This window comes from Spirosoma spitsbergense DSM 19989 (assembly GCF_000374085.1).
GTDB lineage: Bacteria > Bacteroidota > Bacteroidia > Cytophagales > Spirosomataceae > Spirosoma > Spirosoma spitsbergense.
The window spans coordinates 26,575-47,073 of record NZ_KB893577.1 but is presented as its reverse complement, the minus strand read 5'-3'; the positions used below and the strand labels follow the sequence as shown (position 1 = coordinate 47,073).

At 50.8% G+C, this 20,499-nt stretch carries 21 protein-coding genes; 7 read left to right on the top strand and 14 right to left on the bottom strand.

Annotated features, from left to right (window positions below; all coding sequences use genetic code 11):
- A partial coding sequence (locus B157_RS0125585; protein WP_020606165.1) for a transposase occupies positions 1-180 on the top strand: 180 nt, incomplete at its 5' end.
- Positions 181-201: 21 nt separating this feature from the next.
- On the opposite strand, the gene B157_RS0125580 is transcribed toward B157_RS0125585, so the two are convergent.
- Together B157_RS0125580 and B157_RS0125575 are read right to left on the bottom strand one after the other, a co-directional pair.
- Positions 202-2,400, bottom strand: a complete 2,199-nt coding sequence (locus B157_RS0125580; protein WP_157618589.1) for an ATP-binding protein — start codon at positions 2,398-2,400, stop codon at positions 202-204.
- A gap of 723 nt (positions 2,401-3,123) precedes the next feature.
- Positions 3,124-3,840 (bottom strand): pirin family protein, encoded by a 717-nt coding sequence (locus tag B157_RS0125575; protein WP_020606163.1) that lies wholly within the window; start codon positions 3,838-3,840, stop codon positions 3,124-3,126.
- A gap of 356 nt (positions 3,841-4,196) precedes the next feature.
- On the opposite strand from B157_RS0125575, the gene B157_RS0125570 reads away from it, so the two are divergent.
- The 6 genes from B157_RS0125570 to B157_RS0125545 all read left to right on the top strand — a co-directional run bounded on the left by B157_RS0125570 (position 4,197) and on the right by B157_RS0125545 (position 11,657).
- Complete coding sequence (locus B157_RS0125570) at positions 4,197-5,963, top strand: S8 family peptidase (protein WP_020606162.1); 1,767 nt, start codon at positions 4,197-4,199, stop codon at positions 5,961-5,963.
- Positions 5,964-6,081: 118 nt separating this feature from the next.
- Positions 6,082-6,846, top strand: coding sequence for a hypothetical protein (locus B157_RS0125565; RefSeq protein WP_020606161.1), 765 nt, complete (start codon positions 6,082-6,084; stop codon positions 6,844-6,846).
- Positions 6,794-7,756 (top strand): ATP-grasp domain-containing protein, encoded by a 963-nt coding sequence (locus B157_RS0125560; protein WP_020606160.1) that lies wholly within the window; start codon positions 6,794-6,796, stop codon positions 7,754-7,756. The genes B157_RS0125565 and B157_RS0125560 overlap by 53 nt, the downstream gene beginning before the upstream one ends.
- Before the next feature lie 24 nt (positions 7,757-7,780).
- Positions 7,781-8,053 (top strand): hypothetical protein, encoded by a 273-nt coding sequence (locus tag B157_RS0125555; RefSeq protein ID WP_020606159.1) that lies wholly within the window; start codon positions 7,781-7,783, stop codon positions 8,051-8,053.
- Between the two features lie 134 nt (positions 8,054-8,187).
- A complete protein-coding gene (locus B157_RS0125550) occupies positions 8,188-10,155 on the top strand; it encodes an alkaline phosphatase D family protein (protein ID WP_020606158.1) in 1,968 nt (655 codons plus the stop codon).
- 152 nt (positions 10,156-10,307) lie between these two features.
- The gene (locus tag B157_RS0125545) at positions 10,308-11,657 is read left to right on the top strand and encodes a dihydrolipoyl dehydrogenase family protein (RefSeq protein WP_020606157.1); all 1,350 of its coding nucleotides are present in this window, start codon (positions 10,308-10,310) and stop codon (positions 11,655-11,657) included.
- A 13-nt stretch (positions 11,658-11,670) separates the two neighbouring features.
- Here B157_RS0125545 and B157_RS0125540 read toward each other — a convergent pair whose 3' ends face one another.
- The 12 genes from B157_RS0125540 to B157_RS0125485 all read right to left on the bottom strand — a co-directional run bounded on the left by B157_RS0125540 (position 11,671) and on the right by B157_RS0125485 (position 20,434).
- Positions 11,671-12,105, bottom strand: a complete 435-nt coding sequence (locus B157_RS0125540; RefSeq protein WP_020606156.1) for a (4Fe-4S)-binding protein — start codon at positions 12,103-12,105, stop codon at positions 11,671-11,673.
- Positions 12,106-12,125: 20 nt separating this feature from the next.
- On the bottom strand, positions 12,126-12,563 hold the full coding sequence (locus B157_RS36010) for an OsmC family protein (protein WP_020606155.1): 438 nt from the start codon (positions 12,561-12,563) through the stop codon (positions 12,126-12,128).
- Positions 12,564-12,659: 96 nt separating this feature from the next.
- Positions 12,660-13,313 (bottom strand): orotate phosphoribosyltransferase, encoded by a 654-nt coding sequence (gene pyrE / locus B157_RS0125530; protein ID WP_020606154.1) that lies wholly within the window; start codon positions 13,311-13,313, stop codon positions 12,660-12,662.
- Positions 13,314-13,332: 19 nt separating this feature from the next.
- Positions 13,333-14,634 carry a hemolysin family protein gene (locus B157_RS0125525; RefSeq protein WP_020606153.1) on the bottom strand — a complete coding sequence of 434 codons (1,302 nt, stop codon included), beginning with the start codon at positions 14,632-14,634 and terminating at the stop codon, positions 13,333-13,335.
- A gap of 82 nt (positions 14,635-14,716) precedes the next feature.
- Positions 14,717-14,941 carry a hypothetical protein gene (locus B157_RS0125520; protein WP_020606152.1) on the bottom strand — a complete coding sequence of 75 codons (225 nt, stop codon included), beginning with the start codon at positions 14,939-14,941 and terminating at the stop codon, positions 14,717-14,719.
- A gap of 107 nt (positions 14,942-15,048) precedes the next feature.
- Complete coding sequence (gene ccsA, locus B157_RS0125515; protein WP_020606151.1) at positions 15,049-17,715, bottom strand: cytochrome c biogenesis protein CcsA; 2,667 nt, start codon at positions 17,713-17,715, stop codon at positions 15,049-15,051.
- A complete protein-coding gene (locus B157_RS0125510) occupies positions 17,712-17,981 on the bottom strand; it encodes a type II toxin-antitoxin system RelE family toxin (protein ID WP_020606150.1) in 270 nt (89 codons plus the stop codon). The genes ccsA (B157_RS0125515) and B157_RS0125510 overlap by 4 nt, the downstream gene beginning before the upstream one ends.
- A complete protein-coding gene (locus tag B157_RS0125505) occupies positions 17,978-18,175 on the bottom strand; it encodes a hypothetical protein (protein ID WP_020606149.1) in 198 nt (65 codons plus the stop codon). The genes B157_RS0125510 and B157_RS0125505 overlap by 4 nt, the downstream gene beginning before the upstream one ends.
- Complete coding sequence (locus B157_RS0125500) at positions 18,172-18,612, bottom strand: cytochrome c maturation protein CcmE domain-containing protein (protein ID WP_020606148.1); 441 nt, start codon at positions 18,610-18,612, stop codon at positions 18,172-18,174. The genes B157_RS0125505 and B157_RS0125500 overlap by 4 nt, the downstream gene beginning before the upstream one ends.
- Positions 18,613-18,644: 32 nt before the next feature.
- A complete protein-coding gene (locus tag B157_RS0125495; protein ID WP_020606147.1) occupies positions 18,645-18,917 on the bottom strand; it encodes a CcmD family protein in 273 nt (90 codons plus the stop codon).
- A gap of 67 nt (positions 18,918-18,984) precedes the next feature.
- The gene (ccsA, locus tag B157_RS0125490) at positions 18,985-19,644 is read right to left on the bottom strand and encodes a cytochrome c biogenesis protein CcsA (RefSeq protein ID WP_020606146.1); all 660 of its coding nucleotides are present in this window, start codon (positions 19,642-19,644) and stop codon (positions 18,985-18,987) included.
- A 115-nt stretch (positions 19,645-19,759) separates the two neighbouring features.
- Positions 19,760-20,434, bottom strand: a complete 675-nt coding sequence (locus B157_RS0125485; protein ID WP_020606145.1) for a heme exporter protein CcmB — start codon at positions 20,432-20,434, stop codon at positions 19,760-19,762.
- Positions 20,435-20,499: the final 65 nt, after the last annotated feature.

Genomic DNA, 20,499 nt, shown 5'->3' with positions numbered 1-20,499 from the left:
AGTGCGAAGTTGCTTTTGCAAGAGTTTCCTGAATTGAAGCGTCGGTATTGGGGCGGTCATTTCTGGGGTGTTGGTTACGGTGCTTGGAGCGTGGGTAGTATTACTGACGAGTTGCTACAAGCGTACTTGGATCATCACAAGGAGCATCCCAATGGGGATGAGAATTTTATTCTGGAGTAGCCCACTTAAAGTGGTATACTTTCAGTCGGTTTCAACCGAACCAGACGAATTCCATTCGTTCTTAAACCTATGGACTTCCAGTCCATAGTCGTTTAGTTTAGCGAATGCAGCAGCAACAGCTATTAGAATATCGGCTTGGTATTCGTCTGGTAGGGTATTAGCAACTCTCAATGTTTGATTTATCCCTTCTTTATTATGAATCTGAACAAATGCCTCAGCTATGGCTGGTAAAGTTTGCATCTTATCGAAGTCACCCATACCGGTAGTAGCTCTCAACGTTTGGATAATACCTTCTTTGTCGTTTACATCAGCAAATGCTTTAGCTATGGCTGATAGTATTTTGTCTTTGCCAGTTAGAAAGTCGTTGTCGTTGGATAAGCTACTAGCTGCTCTCAATGTTTGGTTTATCCCATCTTTGTCTCTTATTTTAGCAAATGCGTTGGCGATAGCCGACAACGTAATGTCTTCTTTATATTCGATCATTAAGGCCTTTATCAGAGCCTTTCTTGTTTGGACAGTATCTTTGAGGTAGATGAACTCGTTAGCGATGACTATTAAGCATTCTGCGATTTTGTGAGGGTCATGGATTACCTCGATATCTGCTAGAGCTTGGTGTGGTTGTCCTATGTCTGCTATTGTTCTAATTGTCCAAACCTTACTCTCGTCACTGCCTGATTCTTTTAATTGGTTTAGCGTATTTTCCAGTTGCCATAGTTGCCCATTATCGGTTTGTAACCATCCATAACCTGCCAACACTATAACCAGCAAAGCGGTTAGGAAACCAAGCCGAACTTGCCAGCGTTGGGCTGATTGCTTGAGTAATTCCCGTTTGGTTGCTTCCTGGCTCTGATTTCCCCAAACAATAGTCGGGCGGTGCTTCCGGATGGAAAGCCATTCCCCAAGACCTAATAAAAAGCGTGAATCCTTACTGTTCTCCACCCAGGCCGATACCCGACGGTTTAGCAATTGGTTGGCCCGTTCCTGTGGGCCTAACACAGAACCCGCTATTTTCAGCAGCGCTGGAATGAGCCGTTCATGCGCCAGTTTACAGCCAGTTGTTTCCGCTATAACTAACCGGGCCTGTGGGCTACCCAAAAAATCAAGTGACTCGGCAATATCTTCCGCCGAGAGGGTTTCATCTTTTTCCTGAATGGCTCCAATCGGCAGCAGACCCGCCCGTGCGCCGGTATCCCGATTGGTTAGAGTTAGCAATACCTTCATGTCGGTCTGACCTTTAGGGCCTCGTCCCTCCAGTACCCGTCGCAGAAACCGTTCCATTAGGCCTTCTACGCCCCCTAATTCGCGGAAGGCAGCCCGGTCAAACCCTCTGGTGTCGGTTGTTTGCTGTCCTGCCACCAGCCAGGCCATAATCTGCACTGCTACCGGCGATACTTTCATGCTGGCACTTCCTTCCTGCGTTTCGGTATCGGCCAGTTCCTCTTCAATCATCGTTTCAACAAATTTCTGGTCGAACTGTAAGTTGGTTTCCTCGGCTATGACCTTAAACACATCCGTGGCCTGTTGGGGGGTGAATTTTTCCAGCGAAAACAATTCTTGAAAGCCGATGGAGCCACCCATTCTTTTTAGCAGGTCGGTCGATTGGTAGTAATAATCCCGGCGCCAGCATAGCAGAATCCGATGGCCGTGTTGCATTCGCTGGCCATACCAGTTGGCTAAGGCTTGAAAGAATGGGTCGGTGGCGACACTATGGCGACTCTGAAAGAAAACCTGCTCAAACTGATCGAACAGAAGAATCAGCGGTTTCCCTGTTCCAGCGGCAGCCTGGAAAAGCAGGGACAAGTCGGCAGATGGGGGCAGAACTTCCGTCGGCTTTAGCTCGGTAGCGAGGGCCTCTCGAATGGTTTCTACCGGGTTTCGATTCGTAAACTCGACGTAAACCGCCCGAAAATCAGATCTCGCGTTAAGTCGGGGCAGTACACCCGCCCGCAAAAACGACGTTTTACCGCAACCCGATTCGCCGTTTAGGATACCAAATCGAAAGCTATTGCCTGTCAAAACGGTCAGGCATTCCCTGAGAGGTGTACTGCGGCCAAGCTTGGCAAACGTTTCTGCATCAGTTCGTTCAAACGGCAACAACCCTTTTATGGCATTAGTACCTACAAATCGTTCCGTTACTTTTTTGGCGGAGGCCACTACAATTGATCCTACAAAAAGCAATACGCACCCTATTCCCCACACCCAGTTGTACCAAGTGGGCAAAGTCGCCAGATTGAATCCAGTTAATAAGGTATTTATCGAAGGAGGGCTACAGAGGGTAAGGAATAAGCTTAAAAGCGTGGTCAATACCCTGAACCAATTTTTATTACGCCAAGCTTCGCCAAAACTGGAAATAACATCTTCCGTTTTTTGACCTAAGTCCTGTGACGATTTCACTTGGCTTTCCATACAGGGAATGAATGATTTATGGGTAGAGCGAATTTGAACCTAATTTTAGGGAAATATGGACCAAATCCCTAATGGTTTGCCAGTCAGTTTGCTAAGACTAACTATGAATGAATTTAAGGTAGGATATTTGAGTAGCCAATTCAATTGAATTGAATTAGTCTCGTTTTAACCAGCGCGCCAAGAAGGTTCTCACCTAGTGACTTCGGCTTTTTCAACAACATTGTCGATTTTTCTTTCGCCTACGTGTTCCTCTTCCTCCATGACAGGGAAAGCTACGCCAACAATTACTTGAAGGCGTTTGTAGACAGTATGGCAGATAAGATAGTGACAGTATAGGAGTAGGAAAAGAAAGGGTAAAGCAGTCCGGTAACAACTACCTCAAAAGACTAGGTGCTGTTCACTCCGCATAACTATCCGTTTGTGCAGAGACCTGCCAATTCCCACCAATGATAACTCCCGACAGGACGTTAGACAAGATGCCGTCCCTAAATGACGGTAGATTCCACGGAAGAGAATCCAGACTCGATTCCTGGTGCTCTACTGCAGAACGTCCAGTAACAGCAACACAGCATCATTTGACAGCGCTTCGAAGTCGACTGCGCCACTCTGTATGTTCGTCAGGCTCAAGCCATCCCGCTGGTGCAACAGCCGGTTTTGCACTTCAAAAACACCACGCAGTACAAACACAAACACGCCGTTCCGGGGCTCTTTAAGGTGGTACCTATCCTCTGCCCGACCAGCGTATCGGCCAATGAAACTCTGGCCCGGTTGCGGGCTGACAGAACCCGTGTGGCTGATGGAAAATAGGGGCAGAAGTTTATTGGCAACAGTCAAGTCAAAGTGCGTCTGGTCGATACCGGGCGTAAAGGCGGGTAAAGAATTCGTGAACCAGATTTCCAGGTAATTGATGGATTCTGTTTCGTAGGGGTTGTTGATACCGTAATCCATACCGCTGCGCAACGAAAAAAGCTGCGCCTGTCCGGTCTCGAGGAAGCCATTGCCTCTCGTGCTTTCGTATTCCAGTCCTCCCAAAAGTGGTAGAATGAGTACATCCGTATGCTGTTCTACCTGCATCGTTATGCCATGCCCGGCTGCGAGGGTGTTGTCGTTCAGTACCCGCAACGTGCCAAAAGGATTACGGGCTTCGGCTACGTACGACCCGAAATTGAACACATGGTAACTGCGAAAAAAGTCAGTTTGTGAACACCCGCGCTGGTCGGACAGATAGAGTTGGGCCTGCGTGGATGTATCCATTTTAGTTTGTGGGTTTTGGCTGGAACCACAATGCCCGGGATGGCAAGCCGTTTGTTCATACCCGTAAAGTACGGCAGAACGGGTAATTTTCAATTCACTACCCTTCAGAATTGGGGTAAACAAGTCGAATGTGACTGTATATGAGGAAATTAGCGCGTAATTGGCCTTCACTACATTCATCAGTAGTAGGGTGTAGAAAGTACATTAATTCATTAATAAGTATGAATTTACCGTTAAATAATAGGGGTTGACCGTTTGCTCAGTATAACGGATAATCAGCCTTGCGCCCGCACTACTTTCGTAATGGCCGGGGCATTTCGCTCTCTGCTGTCAACCCGTTAACACATCATTACCCAATGAAAAAACAAACGAAAACAACTGCCCCGAAGGATGAGTCGTCGGGCGCACAGAGCCAGAGTGTTCTGATTGAGATGCGGGTACCTCAAGCCGAAGCCGAAGCCGAAGCTGTGATGGGAGCCGCCGTGCGGGCCGGTACGATGGCCTCTACGATGGGGTTCACTATCGACCCCGACTTTAGTCCGGTGCCGGTGAAGCCGTCGAACACGCAACGGATGGAAATGCTGGCCGCCAACGAAGACAACGAACACGTAGTGGTGAAAGCATCCCTGACGGATGCACAGCGCAAGGAAGCAATGGCTAATCCAAATGTGGTCGAGATCTGGTCGGACCCCATCATTGAACCCATCGCCTGCCCCATTGCCCCCTGCGATTGCGCGTCGGGTACACCAAAAGGTACCATCGCCGATGTTGCCAATTACTTAGGAGTCAATCAGATATGGAGTGCTGGCAAGCGGGGAGAAGGGATCGTAGTGGGCGTTGTAGACGGGGGGATTACAGCCGCAGGCCGTCCGTTAGCGGCTGGTGAAGCACCCGCCCATACCATCAATAACGTGATTGGTGGCTGGCCCACGGCTACCTGGGGCACGCGGGGAGCATCATGGGGATATCACGGTAATATGTGTTCGACCGACGTGCTGGGTATGGCTCCCAACTGCCGGATTTACGACCTCCGCATTGCCGATGCGTCTGCAACGGTGGGCGTTATTTCCAATGCGCTTCAGGCATTTCAGTGGGCCATTAACCAGCACCGGCTCAACGGTACACCGCACATACTGACGAATAGCTGGGGTATTTTCAATACCGCTGCCGCACCCGATTACGCCAGTAATCCCAACCACCCGTTCACGCGCAAAGTAGTCGAAGCAATCGACGAGGGTATTATTGTGCTGTTTGCAGCTGGTAACTGCGGGGATACCTGCCCCGACGGGCGTTGTGCTACCAGTGGCCCCGGCAACAGCATTTGGGGCGCAAATGGCCACCCGCGGGTAATGACGGTGGGAGCCGTCAACAAAAACGAACAGTTTGTGGGGTATAGCAGTCAGGGCCCTGCTTCCCTCGACCCGCACAAACCCGATTTTTGCAGTATTACTCACTTCACGGGCTATTTCACGTCCGACAGTGGGACGTCGGCCGCTACGCCTATTGCGGCTGGTGTGTGCGCCCTGCTCAAGCAGGCTAAACCATCGGCAACGCACAACAGCATTAAAGCGGCTCTGATTGCTACGGCCAAAGATATTGGCCCGGCTGGCTGGGATCAGCATTCGGGAGCGGGGATCATTGGGGGCAAACGGGCTTACGACCGGCTTACGAAATTGCTTATCAAAGAGGCTAAAATCGAGAAGATCGAAATCAAGGAAATCAAAGAAATTAAAATTGAAAAGAACGAGATTAAAGAAAGTAAAAACGAGAAACTCGAATTGTTCGAAAACAAACGCCTTAAAGACCTGCGCGACGTGATAAAGCGCGTTCCGGAAGGCCCGATACCCATCCCAGACCCCATTCGCAACCCGATTCTGCCGGGGCAATCGATGGAAACAGCCGGAGGGGCGGGCGGTGATCTGGCAAGCCGGGTCGCTCAACTCGAAGCGTACGTGCAAACGCTCGATACCTTTATTAGTACCGACATGCGCCCCGATCTAAGCCAGGGGGCTCTGTCTAATGAAGATGATTTGCAGTCTGGGCAAAACGTAGCTGACCAACTCACCAAAGAAGCCAACGATGCCATGATGAATAAGATGAACTACGACAACGCGGCCCGATGATTAGTCTACGGTTCGTAAGTGATGTTGTGCGGTGCGGTCCGACAAACCAGATTACCTGTAGGGTAAAACCGCACTGCGCAACATCAACCTGCGAACATCAACCATCAAACAAAAAAACATGCTTCTGATCCTCTGCCATTTGCACGATGTTGACGCGGCTTGGTTGTGCCAGCGGCTGCAACAGGCTGATCCTGACATGCCCGTACTGATCGTTAGTATGGACGAGCTATTGTTTGCCCGTGAGGTTACCCATACGCTTGGGCGAGTGGGCAATGATTTTTCGATTACCCTGCAAAATGGCCGGCGTATTGAAAAGAACGATGTTTCGGTCGTTATCAATCGGTTATATCACCTCGATCCGGTCGTTTGGAAACAGACCGACCCCCGGCAATATCAGTATGTTTCGCAGGAAATCAATGCCTTGTATTTAAGTCTGCTACACACCTTAGAAGCGGCCCGGCTGTATAATCCGCCCACGCCCGTTTCGCTGGGAGGGCGGCATCTTGTACTCGCCGAGTGGCAACTGCTGGCGGTGCGGGCCGGTTTACCTATTTCTCCAGACTGGCCCCCGCCCGAAGACACACAGTTTGTTGTTCCGGCTATACCCGATGTGCGTGTGCTGGTACTGGATGGTCAACTGCTGGGAAGTATACCACCGGGCATAACGGCCGAAGCCTGTCTTACCCTGGCCCGGCAGAGCGAGGCTAACCTGCTCGAACTGCATTTTTTGCAGCAGGATGCCGCCTATGTATTCGTTGGGGCAACGGTATTTCCCACGTTTCACCACTATGGCGATGAATTGATTCATCTCCTCATAAACCGAATGTCCAATGGTTCTGACCTGGGGTATACCGAGCGAATCGCCCATCCGGCGTTTGCTTGATGAACTCGACGTACTCGAACAGCCTTATGTGGCGGTTAGTCAGCGTCACTTTGCCGAAACCGATTTGAACCTGACGATAGATGCCGTTGGGAATCTGGGCGGCACCCTCACGTATCAGGGACAAACGTACCCGCTGGCCGAAATAAGCGGGGTTTACCTTCGGTTGGTGGATGATGAAGTGCTGCCCGAATTTCAGCGGCTACCCGTCGACGATCCCCTGCGGATGCACACCCGGCGGCTCATTCAGCACCTGAGTGTATGGAGCGAATGGGCGGGGTGTCGGTTGGTTAACAGTATGCCGGCAATGGCTTCCAACAACTCAAAACCGTATCAGGCGCAGTTTATTCAGCAACACGGCTTCTTAACCCCCGATACGCTGATTACGAACAATCCGGACCGGGTGATGGATTTTTGCGAACGCCACCATAATCGGGTTATCTATAAGTCGATTAGTGGTGTGCGGTCAATCGTTCAGGCCTGGAACCCCCGGACGGATGCCGAAAAACTAGCCCTCATCCGCCATTGTCCGGTGCAGTTTCAGGAGCAGGTGGATGGCTTCGATGTGCGGGTACACGTTATTGGCGAACTGGTTCTGGCCACGCGCATTACGGCGCAGGCTACCGACTACCGCTACGCTCTCCATCAAACCGGTGAATCGGCCACGCTGGCTCCGTACGAATTAGAGGCCGATGTTGCGGCCAGCTGCGTGAGCCTGTCAAAGGCATTAGGCTTGAATTTTTCGGGTATCGACCTGCGGATTAGCCCAACAGGGGAGGTGTATTGTTTTGAAGTTAACCCCTGCCCGGCCTACACTTACTACGAATCGTATACCAGCCAGCCCATTGCTGCCTGGCTGGCCGAATACCTCTCCGGGCACGATAATTACTACCGGCGCGTTTGGAATGTGTAGAAGAAAAATAACCAGCTAACCCAAATGCCACAGACTACGTTCTCCCTCACCAAACGCGAAGGCGACCGCACCCTGCGGGCCGAAACAAAGGCTGACCTGAGCAAAGCCGATCTATCTGCCTTGCTGGATGAACTCAAAGCGCACGGCTCCCCTGAATTCGGCGATTTTGCCACAATTTACGTCGCCCCGGAAGAGTACACACTACACGTCAGGGACCAGAGCATCCCGCTGAAGCCGCAGTTTTTCCCCACCCGGTACAGCCATATTATCAACGAATTGACAAGTAAACTGGCGTAGTCAGGTTCGGGTTGCTTTACCGGCGTGGCGTAAGCGCTGAAAAAGTGGGACGACGGGCTGGTTGCCTGTAGTATGGTGATAAAAAGTAGGTTAAGTTCTAGCAAAACAAACCTGCTCCACGCTACTTTCGTCTTATGGAAACATCCAAAAATACCCGCCGACAGTTCATCAAAAATACGTCTGCCCTCGCGTTGGCTATTTCCCTGCCTTCGTTGAACGCCAGTGCCTATACTAAAATGAACGATCCGTTTCCGTTTGGCACAGATCGGGGCAAGGTGTTGGATGCCTGCGCCGTGGGCGAGTGGTGGAATTGGAAAGGGAACGAACGAATCGCTGACTTTTTGCAGCAACGCCCCCGCGACCAGGTCATTGCTTACGCGGTATACACCCACGACCGGGGTGTGTTGAAGATAACCGCGCAACTCTTTCCACTTTACCCCAACGAACCCCATTCGGTACTACTGGAAATGAAGCAGGGAAATACCTGGAAGAGAATACAAAAACAGAACGTAGTATATCCAGGGTGGAGTGCTCACTTTCGAATCGACAAGTGGGATAATACCAAAGAAGTAGCGTATCGGGTACGGCTGGACAAACAGGCCGAATTCTCCGGAACCATCCGACCCGACCCGATTCATAAAGACGAAATTGTGATTGCGTCCATGTCTTGTAACTCCAATCAGGACGAGACCTTTGCGCAGCGTGCCGAGTACATCCGCAATATAAACCGGCACGATCCCGACATCCTGTTTTTTGCCGGTGATCAATCCTACGTTCATGAATACCATACGTATGGTATTCTGCTGTTTGGGGTTCAGTTTGCCGATGTCATGCGGAACCGGCCGGTCATTATGATCCCGGATGATCATGACGTGGGGCAGGGTAACTTCTGGGGAGAAGGAGGCATCGTGGCCGACTCCACCGCCGGGGATTCGGGTGGGTATTATTACCCGGCCGCTTACGTCAAAATGGTTGAACGCTGCCAGACCTGGCATTTGCCCGATGCCTATGACCCCACGGTTATCAATCAGGGCATTGGCGTTTATTACACGAACATCAACGTGGGTGGGGTAGATTTTGCCATTGTGGAAGACCGTAAATTTAAAAGCGGGCCGAAAGGGAAGGTGCCGCCGTTAGGGCCACGCCCCGACCACATCAACGACCCGGCCTATGACCGCAACGCCATTGACCTGCCCGGCCTCGACCTGCTGGGCGAACGACAGCTCAATTTCCTGCACCATTGGGGGCAAAACTGGGAAGGTACAACGATGAAAGCCGTCTTATCCCAAACGGCGTTTTGTGGAGCCGTTCATTTACATGGCATGATGAGCAATCGGTTACTGGCCGATCTGGACTGCAACGGCTGGCCACAGACGGGCCGTAACAAGGCACTTATGGAACTCCGCCGGTGCCTGGCTACGCATCTCTGTGGCGACCAGCATTTGGCCGTTGTTGTTCGGCACGGCATTGATACGTACCGCGATGGGCCGATTTCGTTTACCAGCCCGGCATTGGTCAATACCATCTACGGTCGGTGGTGGTGGCCGGAAGACGAGCGGGCGGGGGGAGGTAGTGCCATTGCCAGTCCCCTGCCCTGGACGGGCGACTACGAAGACGGGCTGGGTAATCGGATTACGATGCATGCCTATGCCAACCCCAAACCGGGTAACCTCAAGGCACTCAGGGAAAACCGTACCGGGCGGGGCGATGGGTATGGTCTTGTCCGGTTTAATAAGAAAAAGCGCACCATAACCTTCGAATGCTGGCCCCGGTTTGCCGATGTAACCAGGGGCGATTCTGAGCAGTTTACGGGCTGGCCTATGATATTTTCAATGGCCGATAATGATGGCCGGAAGGTATTCGGCTATCTGCCAACGCTCAACGTCAGCGAAAACGACCCGGTTGTTCAGGTTATTGATGAAAAAACGGGCGAAATCCTGTACACCGAACGTATTATAGGCCGTACGTTTCGTCCCCGTATCTTTGCCGAAGGCTCTTACACCCTCAACGTTGGCCGTAACAAGCCCGACGCTGTAGCAGGGACTGGTTTATTGCCGGACGAAACCGACCAAAAGAAAATTGAGTTTACCATCAGAAGCTGACTCGTTCGATAGAGAACACGCGCTTAGGCTTTTGCTGATTTGGTGGGTAACGCGTTTACCAAAGGGCGACACCGGAAAGAATCCGCCGTTTTTATAACCTGCCCATTTATTCGCTCGTTATAAGGCTGACGATTCACTACGTATTATTGACCATGCAATCATTCGACCTTATTGTTATTGGCACGGGCTCGGCCGGAAAAGCAGTGGCCCAAACCGTTCGGAAAGCGGGTAAAACCGTGGCAATTATTGATAAATTGCCGTTTGGGGGCACTTGCTCCCAGCGGGGCTGCGACCCCAAAAAAGTACTGGTGGGCGCTGCCGAACTGGTAGATCGGGTGGCGCAGATGCTTGGCAATGGCATCAAATCCAAAGCAGTTATCAGCTGGCCAGACCTGATGCAATTCAAGAAATCCTTTACGGACGATATACCGGAAGACACCGAAGCCCGATTTGCCAAACAAGGCATTACGGCTTTTCATGGAACGGCCACGTTCCTATCCAAAAACACCATCAGCGTAGGGGATGAAACGTTACAGGCCAACCACATCGTCATTGCTACCGGACAGCGACCACAACCGCTTGGTATTCCGGGCGAAGAACTGCTGACGGATAGCACCGGCTTCCTGGATTTGCCCCAATTGCCGAAAAAAATTGTCCTGATTGGTGGGGGTTATATTTCGATGGAATTTGCCCACATTGCCGCCCGGGCGGGGGCTAAAGTGACGATCATTCATCAGGGCAAACGACCACTCGAAAACTTCGATGCTGATTTGGTCAGTCTATTGGTGAAAGCACTAAAGGCCGTTGGAATCAAGTTCATTTTTAACGCTGAAGTAACGGCCGTAGAAGGCAGGGAGGGCGAACTGACAGTTCACTATGAGCAAAAAGATAAATCTCATTCGGTTTCGACACTGATGGCGGTTCACGGAGCCGGACGCGTAGCCAACGTGGCGGACCTGGAGTTGGAGAAAGCTAGTGTCATTGTCGATAAAAAAGGCGTTGTGGTCAATAAATACCTTCAGAGTGAGTCGAACCCGGCCATTTATGCCTGCGGGGATGTGTCGAGTAAGGGGTTGCCCCTCACGCCCTTAGCCTCGTATGAGGGTAGTATCGTGGCCGAAAATATTCTGAATGGAAATAAGCGAACGTTTGCCGATAATCCCACTCCATCGGCCGTGTTTACGGTGCCGACACTGGCTTCCGTTGGTCTGACGGAAAAGCAGGCCAGAAAGGAAAGGCTTTCGGTAACGGTAACGTTTCAGGAGACGTCCGATTGGTATACCAGCCGACGGATTGGCGAACCGTTCAGCGGATTCAAAACGCTCGTTGACAAAAAAAGCGGGCAGCTGGTGGGGGCACATCTGCTGGGAGCGGGCAGTGATGAACTCATCAACCTGTTCACGCTGGCGATGAAGTACGGCATCCCGGCTAAGGAGATAGGTGAAACGCTGTTTGCTTACCCCACTCGTGCGTCGGATATACGTTCAATGCTTCCCGTGTGACATAAACAAACTCTCAACCCACAAACCCAATTCTGATGTGTGAGCCGTCGCAGTAGGGTTTGTTGCTGCTGGCTCCGCACCGGCAAAAAGCAGTGACTTTATTTTTCTGGGTCTCATTCCCACTGGCATCCTTTACGCGCAGGTTACCATACACCAGCAAGGGACCGTTTGGTACCGGTTCCACAATGCTTTCGGCCTGTACGTCTTCGGATTTAATGCCGTCTTCATTCCGGTAATAACTCAATGCTTTTGACGGGCAGCGGTCTACCTGCTCAGCAATTCGGTCGGTAGAGGCTCCATCCATTTTAATCCAGGGTCGCTCTTTTGGGTTGAACACCTCGATTAACTGGGTCCAGCACACTTTGGAATGAATGCAGACGCTGGGTTTCCAGACAACAGTAATTTCACCGTTTGTGTAGGTTTTGGTCATGTCGGGTGTTTCGCTCATCGGGATTTCTGCGTTTACAATCAGCTAATAAGTTCAATACTACTAGTTGCTCCTAACCGGGCATCATCGACCAGTATGGTATCAAAATCAATGGGGTTCTGCAAGATCCGATGGATGGGACAGCGGTCGGCTATTTCGAGCAGGCGGGCGCGTTGTTCCTGGTCGAGATTGCCGTTCAGAATGAGTTGAATCGAGAACAAAGATCGCTTCGTGGTAAGGTCATGGGTGTAGTCGACGTGGACAACGGCCGAATCGAGCGGCCAGTTTTTCCGGTCGGCATACATGCGCAGGGTCATGACCGTACAGGCAGCCAGCGAACCCGCCAGTAACTCGCCCGGCTTCATTCCTTTGTCCCCACCCCCTAAATCGGCTGGTTCGTCGGCAACGATAACCTGCGTACCCGTCGTCAGGTGCGTTTCGTAGGGGGTACGCTCAATGCGGGCAGTAACGGTAGCCATAACGTAATCAGTTATCAATGAACAGTAAACCGGTATCAACCAACAACCAATTATTATCTTCAACTGCGAGAGAGGCTGATCGCTGGTCACTGTTTACTACTTCCCCCAGTCAGCCGGATTTTCCCGCCAGGAGGCCAGGGATTGCATGGCGCTGGCCGAAATATAGTCGAGCGCCTGGGCTTCGGTCAATAGGGACTCGTAATTACTCAGGCAGGCCAGCGGCACGTTTTTAGCCGCAAAATTTTCGTTGGCTACGGGGAACCCGTACGTAAAAATAGCCGCCATACCAATTACATCTGCACCAGCCGCCCGCAACGCATCCACCACTTTGAGCGAACTGCCGCCCGTTGAAATCAAATCTTCAATGACCACCACCTTCTGTGGGCCCAGAGGGCCACTCTGAGGCAGATGGCCTTCAATTTGTTTCCCCATACCGTGGACCTTTGGTTCAGGCCGGACGTAGCAGTAGGGGAGACCCAGTGCATCGGCTACCAGGGCACCCTGCGGAATACCCGCCGTAGCGACTCCGGCAATCACCTCGACGCCCGGAAACTGATACTGAATCAGTTCGGCCAGGGCGTTTTTGATGAAACTGCGTACTTCCGGATACGCCAGCGTGACGCGGTTATCGCAATAAATAGGCGATTTCCAGCCCGAACTCCAGGTGAAAGGCTCCTCTGGCCGGAGTTGCACCGCTTTTACGGCCAATAAATGCTGGGCTACTGCCTGTTGAATGGTTGTTGCGTCCACAGAAATTCAGGTTATGTTCTTACTCTTTTTCGGGGTTAAGCTGGACTTTTACGGTATCGATGCGGGTGCTGTCCATGGAAACGATCGTAAACGTAAAAGGGGACACTTCGACAATTTCCCCCACTTTTGGTACATCTTCGTGCATAGCCAGAATCAGTCCGCCGAGGGTGTCGTAGCGGGCTGAGGTTCGGCTTCCTTCGGGTATCTGCCAGCCGTATGTTCTGTTCAGGTCGTCAATTTCATGTCGGGCACTCAGCAACCAGGTGTTTTCGTCGATTTGTTGTTCGGTCCAGTCTTCGTTGGTATCATACTCATCCTGAATCTCCCCGAAAATCTGCTCGACCATATCTTCCATGCTGACTATACCAGCCGTTCCGCCAAACTCATCGACTACCAGGGCTAGGCTTTTACGTTCGGCCATAAACCGCAGAAACAGGTCCTGCGCGGGCATCGTTTGGGGAATGGTGATAATAGGCGTAATGATTTCTTCGACAGTGGCCGGTTTTCGAAACAGGGCCAGGGCGTGACAATAGCCAATCACATTGTCGATGGTATCGCGGTACACTAAAATTTTGGAGTGCCCACTGTCCTGAAAGGCCTGCCGTAGGTCCTCCACTGAATCCTCTACATCTATGGCTGTAATGTCGGTACGGGGAACCAGACAGTCACGCACCCGCACATCCCGAAACTCAATGGCATTGTTAAAAATTTGCGTGTCTACTTCGACATCTTTCTCCGTATCGGTTTTCTGATTTAGTTGCTGGAGGTAATGATTCAGGTCCGTTAGTCCGAAAACGGGCCGGATTTCCGGATTTTTTTTACCCAGTATGTACCGGATAAAGAACCGTGAGGTGCCTACCAGTAGCCGGACGATGGGTGCAATTGCTTTATAAATAACCCAGATCGGGATGGCCAGTGCTTCCAGAAAACGGTCGGGGTGAATCAGGGCCAGACTTTTCGGAATGTAATCGGCCAGCGGCAGAAAAACCAGCGTCAGAATAAGGGTCTCAATAGAAATTACGACGAATTCATTCGCAGCCCAGTTTGGCGGAAGCAGCGTGAGCAGCAGTGGATTCAGCACCATCACGCCCAGTACGGTATACAGCACCAGAAAGAGCGTGTTGCCCGTAAGCGTGGTGCCCACAAAGAGGATAGGATTTTTCAGGAATCCAGACACCAGTTTCTCCCCAAGCGGTCCCTGCTTGCTGTGAAGTTCAAAATAAAGCCGGTTGACAGACACGTAGGCCATCTCGACCGCCGAGAAAAAACCGGCCAGCACGAGGGCAAGCAAAGCACCAAACAAAAGGACGTAGGGTTCCAAACAGGTTTATGGTTCAAGGTTTAACGTTTCTGGTTTATAGCTGGTGGACCGGCACTGGCAACTATAAAACTCAACCTATAAACTATTTCTTTTTTTTCTTCTTTTCCACCATTTGCTTAACAGTGGGCGATACGGATTTTTTCTGTTCGATACGTTTACTACGAACGTACTGGAACGCCAGCAAAAAGCCAAGAAACAGCATCAGTAGCCAGTAACTATCACCAAAAGTGGTACGCTGGTACTCGGCTATCCAGATGACCAGAAAACCAGCGGCAGCCGCCAGAAGTATTATTTCACGGAGTTTCATAAATGAGTTGGTCAGTTGAGCAGTCAATCCGCTGAGGTGGGTGAGTCGATTAGTTAATTCCTGGTGGAACAATCAACAACTAATCGACTCGCTAACTCATCGACTGATTAACTGGCTAACTGCTTGACTTTCTTTCCTTCCCGATACCTCCGTACGCTGGCAATGATAAAGCCGATGATAACCACGAACGTGCCAATCCACAGGATGTTGATAAGCGGTTTTTCGAACGCTTTCATCACAATATAATCGCGCTGGGTCCGGTTCACGGCGAAGGTAAACTTGCCCGTTTGTGGGTTGATTTCGTTGAGCTGGATGCGTACGCCCAGTTCATCACTCATTTCGGCCGGGTGGGCCACCATACGATTTTTAATAACGAAAGCCGGATTGAGCACATGTTCGCCATTTTTGTCGAGCACCCGTACTACTGCCCGAACAGCCGCGTCATTCGGGCCAACCTCAATGCCGTCCACTTTGTCTGTTCGTACCACATTGTCCAGAATGGCCACGTAATCGTTGAGGAAGAACGTGTCTTTAACGGCAACGGAGAAGGTTTCGGTTTTCTCCCACTTGCTCTCCTCCATTGGGTCGGGAGCGGTGGCGATGTAGGTGTAAATATCCCGCCCGATGGTATGACGGCTATCCGGCGACAGGATAACGCCCATGCGTGGGTTTACCTGAATGCGGGGGTACAGGGTGAAAATCTGACCGCTTGGTTCCCGATATTCAACGGCGTAGTGGACGTTTTCGGGGTACAAAGCCAGCGTGTCACCTTTCTTATGGTATACTTTGCCATTCTGCTCAATATCGCGCTGGGCAATACCGTGGAAGTCGCCTTCAATGGGCATTACATCCTGACGCGGCACGTAGCCGGGCACATCGCGCACCTCAACCCACTGGCCCCGGTACGTAACCTGATACTGATCCATGCGCTCCTGCTGGTTAAGCCAGAGCAACACGTTCTCTTTGTTTTCCTTATTGCCGTTCTTGGTGAAGTCTTCCGAGTTGGAAATCATCAGGCCGCTGTTGTTCATGGAAATAATCCGCGAGTAGCCGGACGAGTACAGAATGCCAATCAGCATGAGCGCCAGACCAAGGTGCGCAATGGCGCCCCCCGACATGCGGTAATTCCCCTGAATAATTCCCAGCAAAATGGTGCCGTTGGTGGTTAGCGCAAAAACTGATGCGACCAGCAAGGCCATGTAAACCGGGTTTTTAACGGAACCAAACGTAATCAGACCCGCGCTGATGATAAGCGTCAGGATGGCGGGTGTAATCAGCGCGTCCCACTTTTTATTTTCCAGCTTACGCCACCACATGAACTGACCAATGCCGGTTAGCAGCGCAATAACCACGAAAAACCAAATCTGGAACTTCGAATAGTGAGCCGCCTGATCGGCGGGTAGAGCCATGTTGGAGACTTTGCCAAAGGCTTCCATAATCTTGTTGTAGACCGGTATTGAGGTGGTAGCGATAACCTGAAAAGCAGCCAGGCAAATAACCACTGCACCAATAAACAGCCAGAACTCTTTGGTATAAACCGAGGCTTCCTGTTCGTCGCTCGGAATCGTTTTCCACTTGACGGTGGCTAGTAATAGAGCCAGGGCCACAAACACCAGCAGATAAACCAGCAATTGCCCGGATAAGCCTAAATCCGTGAAGGAGTGTACCGATGCATTACCCAGAATACCGCTCCGCGTCAGGAACGTAGCGTATAGAATCAGGAGAAACGTGCTGATCGTTAGTATGATGGCCGATTTGAGGCCGGTCGAACTACGTTTGGCAATCAGCATTGTGTGCAGGGCTGCCACCATAACCAGCCAGGGAACATACACCGCATTTTCGACGGGGTCCCAGTTCCAGTACCCGCCAAAGTTGAGCGTTTCGTAGGCCCAGTAGCCACCCATCATAATACCGATTCCCAGAATCATGGCACCGAATAAGGTCCAGGGCAGGGCCGGGCGAATCCATTCGAGGGGCTGATTGCGCCAGAGACCGGCAATGCAGTAGGCAAAGGGCACCAGCGTCAGAGCAAATCCCAGAAACAGGGTGGGGGGGTGGATAACCATCCAGTAATTCTGTAGCAGTGGATTCAGCCCGTTTCCGTCTTTAGGAATGAAATTTGGGTCAGAGGCAAAGATGGGTGCTTCGGGCATTGCATCCCGTAACAGCATGAAGGGCGAAGAACCGAGTTTGAAGGTTTCGCCAAACACAACGCCCAGAATCATGGAAGCCAGGAACGCCTGCACCAGAGCAAAAACGGTCATAACGGGGGCTTCCCATTTCGAGCCGCTGCTCCGCATTAAAATGGCCCCTAACACCGCATTCCAGAATAACCAGAGCAGAAACGAGCCTTCCTGACTTTCCCAGAAACAGGCAATCATGTACTGTACCGGCAACGCCAGTGATGAGTGACTCCATGCGTAGTGGTATTCGAAATAGTGGTTGAAAATGATATAGAACAGGCACGACGCTACCCCAACTACGGCCGCCCCGTGCAGGTAAAAGGACCAGCGGGCCAGCGTCCGCCAATCGTCTTTCGCTTCGGAAACCGATGCACTCTTCGCTGTTTGGGGTGGGAGTTTTCGTTTGGCCGTTTTACCATTAAACGTTGACTCTCCGGCATAGGCCAGTTCCCGCTCTTCAACAGATTCGGCCTGAACTTTTTTCCCACTGCTCAAAGCCGAAAGGAAGTACGCAACCGTAGCGACGAGTGCCGTAACGAACGACAGAATGACAAAAAAATGGCCGAGTTGACCTACTGTTTCGTGTATCATTGATCAATGATTTTATCGTACTCTGAGTGGTGGCCAATGTAAAACCACGCAATAACACCTTCTTCTGGTTCTATGGCTACTGCTCTATAATGTTCTCCAACCCGAACCGACCAAAACTGTTGCCTTCGACCTACTTTCTTGAAATGCAGTGAGGGGTGAAACGGATCAACTTTTAATAATTCGTAATTCTTGTCAGCTAATTCTTGAACGGACTTAGGCAATTCATAATAACGCTTCCAAAAACGGGTAAAGGTCTGATGCTTCATAAGGGTTTTGTCAACCCTTGTTTGTACTCGTTGGTCAATTCAGCAATCAAATTGTCAAAAAGACCGGAATTCAAATCTTTTTCCAAACGCTCGTCCCACTCTCTGCTCTCTTGCTCGGCAAGAATGGCAGATAATTTGGCCCGTTCTTCGCTGGTTAATTTTTTGATAGCAATTTCAATTTCCTGTAAGCTCATAGCTGTGCCGTTTTTGCCGTGTGTTCGGTCGTTTCCAGCTTGCCGTCCTGGTACTTGGATGGGCACTTGAGCAGAATTTTGTTGCACTGGAAATGATCCCCTTCCATGGCACCGATCACCACAATTTGCTCCGAACGCTCGAAATCCTGCGGCTTGGGACTATTGTACACTACTTTCTGCGCCCGGTTGTCGTTGTCGACCAGCGTAAATTCGAAGTGGTTTGGGTCAATGGCTGGATTGTACAGCATGTCGGTGATTTTGCCCTGCGCGTCTTTGTTCACCTTGCCAACGACGTGAATCATTTTGTCGTCGCCATTACGGGCCATCTGCTGTGCTTTCGTAAAGGTCGTGTACACACTGGCATCACCCGCCGTACTGGCAATGACACCAATGGCGACGGCGATAACGATTATGCCGATTATATGAGAGAGTTTCATGTTGATCGAGTTATATAATTAAGGAACGACAGCTAGTTGAGGTCACTTGTTTTCTGTCTTACGTCTTTTTTCTGGTTTTGTACTTCCTTTTCCAGTTTGCCAATCTGACGGTCCAGCCGAATCAGATAAACAACGATACCCGCAAAAACCGTTGCAATAACGGCTACTACCACCCATATCTTGCCATCGGCCCGGAGCCGGTCGGCCATTTCAACGCCATTGGTTACTGGTTGTTGCGCCATCACTTGTTGACTTAGCAGAAGGAGAGCCAGCAGGGACGATTTAAAAAAGAGGGTTCGTTGCATTGGAAACATGAATAGCTAAAAAAGTAACGTAAAGATAGCGGGAATCATTCCGGGGAATTCATGGACTTTAATCATCCATAGCGACTTTTACCCGACGCAGTCTAACCCGTAACTGTGTAATCCAGACACCGATGAGCGTAAGGCCAATAACGGCCGGATACAGCACCATGCGTAAGCTGTTGTCCATATCGTACTTGCCAAATGCCGGGTTGCCCCCGTTGCCGGGATGCAGGGAGTCGGTCATGCGAGGAAGAATGAATATAAGCGGAATGAAGACTGCAAAGACGAAAATATTATAAACCGCTGATATACGGGCGCGTCGCTGCTCATCGTCAAATGAGCCGCGCAGAATAAGATAAGCCATGTACATAAGCATCCCCACGGCTACACTGTTCAGTTTAGGGTCGTTGGGCCACGGGTCTCCCCAGGTAAAATTAGCCCAGATAGCTCCCGTCAGGCATCCCAGTATACCAAACAGAATAGCCGTATTGGCAAACTCAACGGCTATCAGATCGTCGTCCATTCGGCCCTTACGCAGGTAGCGAACGGAGTAGATAACTGACGTAACCAGCAAAATGATCATGGCAAACCAGAGCGGCACGTGAAACGACACGTTGCGGATACTCTCGTTCAGAATCGGCTGGCGCGGTACGGGGCCAAGTAAGCCCCAGAAAATAACATACGTCATAATGACGACTGCGAGGGCTTTCCACCAAATCTTGTTCATTGTTTATCGTTTGTTGTTCATTGTTTATCGTTTGTTGTTTGTTGTTTGACGTTTGTAGCTGTAGGAGCAGGCTGGAATTGCCGCTAAATGAACATCAAACATCAAACTAAGTGTTTCAACTCCGCCATAAAAACGGAAATAATAACCAGGACAGTACCAGTACAATAGCATCAATGGCTAATACGGTTCCAACTTCTTTCCAGCTAATACTCCGGTCGAGACCGTCGAGCGCATTCTTCGATATTTTTAGTAACTCCAGCAGCAGCGGCAGCATGGTTGGGAAACTTAGTACGGCCATCAGCGTCGATGGATTTTCGGCTTTGCTGGCAATCCCGGAAACCAGAGTCAGCGAAGCCGAAAAGCCAATGGCACCCAGTACTAATGCTACCAGATACAAAGGCACATCCTTGACCGGATTACCCAGTACAAACGCATAAACGCTGAAACCCAACAAAGCCAGGACCAGCATCAGAACGGTGTTATACAGGATTTTCGACAGGATAATCTGTTGCGGGCTGGCCAGAGTATAGTAGTACAACTGCCGCCCGGCACGCTCCTGAACGAAGCTTTTGGCAATGGCATTGATGGCGGTAAACAACAGGATAATCCAGAAAAGGGCATTCCAGACGATGGGTGTCAACTGGCCACGCCGGGCGTTGAAACTCAGGTAACAGACGAATACCGCACTCACTATGTATAGCAGCATACCGTTGAGGGCGTAGCGCTGCCGCCACTCCAGCAGGAATTCCTTCCGCATCAATGCGCCCATCTGCCGTATCGATTCTGTCATACTCTTTTCCTGATGCTGCAAATTTACGGTGCGCTGCCGACGCGAAAAAGAAATAGTTTTGTGTT